This is a genomic window from Thiocapsa imhoffii (assembly GCF_016583985.1).
In the GTDB taxonomy this organism is placed as follows: domain Bacteria; phylum Pseudomonadota; class Gammaproteobacteria; order Chromatiales; family Chromatiaceae; genus Thiocapsa; species Thiocapsa imhoffii.
The window spans coordinates 1-4,277 of the sequence record NZ_NRSD01000055.1; the positions used below are offsets into that span (position 1 = coordinate 1).

3 protein-coding genes and 2 pseudogenes are annotated in these 4,277 nt (G+C 45.3%); 3 read left to right on the forward strand and 2 right to left on the reverse strand.

Annotation, left to right across the window (positions count from 1 at the left end):
* Positions 1-203, reverse strand: a pseudogene (locus CKO25_RS20395) (ISL3 family transposase); the annotation flags it as partial.
* A gap of 108 nt (positions 204-311) precedes the next feature.
* Positions 312-542: a hypothetical protein gene (locus CKO25_RS20400; RefSeq protein ID WP_200387302.1), complete on the reverse strand. Its 231-nt coding sequence runs from the start codon at positions 540-542 to the stop codon at positions 312-314.
* A gap of 1,096 nt (positions 543-1,638) precedes the next feature.
* Here CKO25_RS20400 and CKO25_RS20405 point away from each other — a divergent pair.
* From CKO25_RS20405 to CKO25_RS20415, 3 genes and pseudogenes are all read left to right on the forward strand, one after another.
* A complete protein-coding gene (locus tag CKO25_RS20405) occupies positions 1,639-1,818 on the forward strand; it encodes a hypothetical protein (RefSeq protein ID WP_200389785.1) in 180 nt (59 codons plus the stop codon).
* A gap of 402 nt (positions 1,819-2,220) precedes the next feature.
* Positions 2,221-3,546 carry a carboxyvinyltransferase gene (locus CKO25_RS20410; RefSeq protein WP_200389786.1) on the forward strand — a complete coding sequence of 442 codons (1,326 nt, stop codon included), beginning with the start codon at positions 2,221-2,223 and terminating at the stop codon, positions 3,544-3,546.
* 541 nt (positions 3,547-4,087) lie between these two features.
* A pseudogene (locus CKO25_RS20415) lies at positions 4,088-4,277 on the forward strand (hypothetical protein); the annotation flags it as partial.

Below are 4,277 nucleotides of genomic sequence, written 5' to 3' on the forward strand. Positions count from 1 at the left end.
TAGGCACTGACCACAACAACAAAATCGCGATGTCCTTTCTTCAGTGCAATCTCATCGATCCCGACCACTTCGAGATTTTGTATTGGATTCCAATCGATGGTGGCACTGATCTGACGATCAAGGATGCATTGTAACGCATCAACGCCAATAGCCTGTTTCCGGCTCACATCTTCAAGCGTGCTGTTGATCAATTCCAAAAGCATCTGTTGCTCGAAAGCTTTTGTGACTGAGGCACGTGGCGTATACCATGACAGGGTTTGACTTGTCGTTGGATGCCCTTCGCAGGAGCGACATTGATAGCGCTTAGGACGTCAGATCAACAGCACTCGGTATTCGAGTAGCGGCAAATGTCGAAGTTCGATCTCATTACCCAAACCATAAGCATGATGAATCGGCTTGCCACAACGGTGACACTGCGTTCCTTCTAGGGTACTATGAACGTCAATTCTCAACGTTTTACGTTCACCTAAAACCACCCGTTCAATTGCGAGGTCAGGAAGATTTAAAAGGGCCTGAATCGTATCATTATCGAAAGTCATCATCAAAAGCGCTCGAATGACATTTTAGCGGAGCACCGCCATCAAGTAACTGATTTATATGATAACATGACCCCCTGAGATCCGGGAGAGCCCCTAACAAATCTATTTGATATTATAGTCTGTTCAGATTCGAGATATGTATATTGGACCAGAAAAATGGGCTAAGTTGAACTTAATTGCTTTGCTGTTAAGACGCCTAATCGAGATGCCAGAGAGGAACCTAAAGTCCTTTACCTCTCGTTGAAGCCGAAGATGGCCCTTGATGCGATCTGTGAAGTCAAGATGACTAACGAGATTGTGCAAGTGTATGGTCGGCATCAGGTCAAAATCGGTCAGTGGAAGCGGGCGACTATCGAGCAGGGCTAGGCACTTTTCGAGATTAAGCATGGAGGCAACGAGGGTGACGATAGGTATCTGCCGAGCGGCTGTACAGGGAATTAGTCAATTGCAACATGGAACTGGACTGACTGAAAAAATTCGGTGTGAGCCAATGAGCAAGCATCGTGGCCGGATCGACATGGTGGCCCGAGACGATGCGCTCGGGCTGTTTGGTGGAGTGCCACTGCGCTTAGGCGTGGCTGACACGCTCGTGGCTGTGCGCCCGTACCACCAGTGATGTCTTCAAAGAGATGGACGGCACGTTGCTTGGTTTGATCAATGCCGAGTAGACTATCAGGACGTTCTACGGGAATCGGCGCACGGTCATGATAGTGTGTGCGTTAGGCGTTGAGATCAGTCGTCAGTTGGTACAGCGGTTGATATGCGTGTTTGGCTTGGCCAGCATGGTGCCGGGTCCCCACACCGGCAAGCTTCATCCCGAGCACATGGTTTGATCCGTATCTGTTACGCGACAGGCTATCACGCGTCCAGAATCACGTCTGAAGTACGGACATGAATGATGTGCGTCCGGCCGATGGCTTCGCGGTTCTGGTCGCCATCATCCAAAGGTACTTGCAATGGTGCTTGCGTCGGGTGGTGGCCTGGCGGTTGTAAGCACCCTTGATTCAGACTTCTGCAACGATTACCTGTATGAGGCATGACGTGTTGTTAAATCAACCCGACAACATAAACAGCGACCAGGAATGTGAGGCTCACCAGCATGGCGTTCACGCCGGTACTGGATGCGACCGGGATAGCCATCAGCATAGACGTTGATGGCAACATGTTTGTCGAGATCTTCTCACGAAGCGCCAATTATGAGGACATTGATCCCAAGGGCGACGCAAAGCTTGGCGGAGCTGTTGACTGGGCTGACCGAGTCTTTCGCTATCGACAATGATAAGCGGCGACACCAGGTCATGAACAACAGCACATCGGGTGATGTCCATCGGTATAGTCGGATGGAGCCGCCATCGTAGGCGGTTTCTAAGGAGAATAGAGCGATCCGCGGGAGCGTGGACTAGACCTCAGCTACGCCTATGTTGCATGCGATTGGGGCAGTGTTATTCAGCTTTCATCAAGACGAGTCGAGTCATCTAAATTTGGCTGAACGTAATTCTTAAAATCGGGCACACCTCAAGAAGGCGGGTTCCGGTCGATTAAAAATTAGAAGAAACATAAACAGAATTCCTGTTTTGTTCGCTATTTCGGAGCTGTTTTAATCATAAAAAATCCAACGGTGTAATACCGTAAACTATAGCTCCTAAGAATATATCATCAAAACCAACATAGGTTATTCGCAATGGAAACCCTGATCAAAGAGAGACACACTCCTGTATATGGAGGAAAAATTCAATGCCGTGCTCAGGGATCAAAACACGCATTTTCTCGGATTTTCCCTTCGTTCCTGTTATTCAGGAACGGGACGCTGACCAACGTCCCTGATATTTTGGATGTTCATCTGCAGGTGGAGTTCATGCGATTGTTTGGTTATGAAGTCACATACGACAACAAGACTCACACCTTGACATACGACGGATATGGTGAATCGAGGCAAAACCTAACTACTGATAGCAGGATATATAACCACTCCCGTTCGCTGGTCAACCTGTTCCCTCTGATTAGCAAGGAAAATACAAGTCTTTATGTTCCTGGAGGGTGTCCGATCGGTAAACGGGATATCAGTTGGTATCTGGAAATAATGAGTAAATTCGGAATCGAATTCGAGAATAAAGGAGACAGGCTGTATCTTACTAGAAGAACAGTTACGAAAGCCCCTGAAAACATTAAAATTCGAAATAGATCATTTTCTTCAACCAATATTGCCATTTCTTGCGCCCTTGAACGGCAGATCAAGATAATTATTGAGAATCCATCCATAGAACCGGAAATTCTTGACCTTCTTGAAATGATGGACGAGGCTGGGGCAAAAATAGAGTGGGACAGCGCCTACAATGTTCTCGATTTGGATGCCAGAGATTTAAATCTAGATCGAGAAATTAACTTTACGGTGATGGATGACAGGAATCATGTTGTAACTATGATCATCGGGGCGCTGTTATTAGAGAAAAAAATTGATATTTTGTACTGCAAGCCATTACAGATGAAGCCCTTTTATGAATTGCTAAGCATGATGAATATAAGGATCAATGAAGACGATGACAGGATGGTATTGGAGTCTGATCCATCGGATTTCATGTCTAATACCAATCTAAAATTTGAAACTGGTCCTTATCCTAAAGTATGCAGCGATTGGCAGCCTCTTCTAGCAACATTGGCGAAAAAGGGGGTAGGAATTGAATTGTATGAAGGTCTATTTGAATCCCGGTTAAGATATTTGGAGGAGTACTCTCACCTCGGCATCCAATACATTCTTGAGGGAGAGAGATCCGCAAGAATTTTTGAAAGCAGTAGTACACTACCAAAAAGTAAAATTGAAGTAAGAGCTCTTGATCTGAGATGCGGCGGTGGACTAGGGCTTCTAGCAATGCTCGTTCCCGAAAAGGTTTACATTCATAACACGGTTCAGATCCGTAGAGGATATGATAATTATCCATCGGATCTCAACTTGCTGGTTGGGAAAGAGGTTTTTACATATAAGGAAGAGCCAAATGCTCAGGAACAATAAAGTTGTACCTTGTACATAGATTCCTATCGCAATTAAAATAGAATTCAGAGAGGGCTGCTAATACAGGCCTTAGAGACTGTACTAGTAGCCATTTGGATTCCCCTTTGAGTTGATGACGTCCGTTGCTTTTACGGATTCGATTCTCTAGGCTTTACAATTTGATCAAAATATAGTATCTTTGTAGTGACTGGAATAGCATCCCCCTCTAAACCCTATTAGAGTCTCGGGCAGGCTTAATACTAATTGTGGAGCAGCTATTATTATTTATAAAATAGCATGCCTGCTCGCAGTCTACACTCAATGAACACGTACGCACACATGCAATTAAACATCGATGATATGAAAGCATACATCAAACACTACCACATCAGGGGTTTGTCGATCGTGCATTTATTTGTTTAAACGGTCACCAATGCTCAGAAAAAGAGAATAGGGAAAAATAGCTCTTTTCAGGCTCTCCCGGATCTCAGGGGGTCATGTTATCATATAAATCAGTTACTTGATGGCGGTGCTCCGCTAAAATGTCATTCGAGCGCTTTTGATGATGACTTTCGATAATGATACGATTCAGGCCCTTTTAAATCTTCCTGACCTCGCAATTGAACGGGTGGTTTTAGGTGAACGTAAAACGTTGAGAATTGACGTTCATAGTACCCTAGAAGGAACGCAGTGTCACCGTTGTGGCAAGCCGATTCATCATGCTTATGGTTTGGGTAATGAGATCGAACTTC

Excerpts from the sequence above, each read along its gene's own strand:
- CKO25_RS20410 (WP_200389786.1), top strand. The coding sequence starts at position 2,221 with ATGGAAACCCTGATCAAAGAGAGACACACTCCTGTATATGGAGGAAAA.
- CKO25_RS20405 (WP_200389785.1), top strand. The coding sequence starts at position 1,639 with ATGGCGTTCACGCCGGTACTGGATGCGACCGGGATAGCCATCAGCATA.
- CKO25_RS20400 (WP_200387302.1), bottom strand. The coding sequence starts at position 542 with ATGATGACTTTCGATAATGATACGATTCAGGCCCTTTTAAATCTTCCT.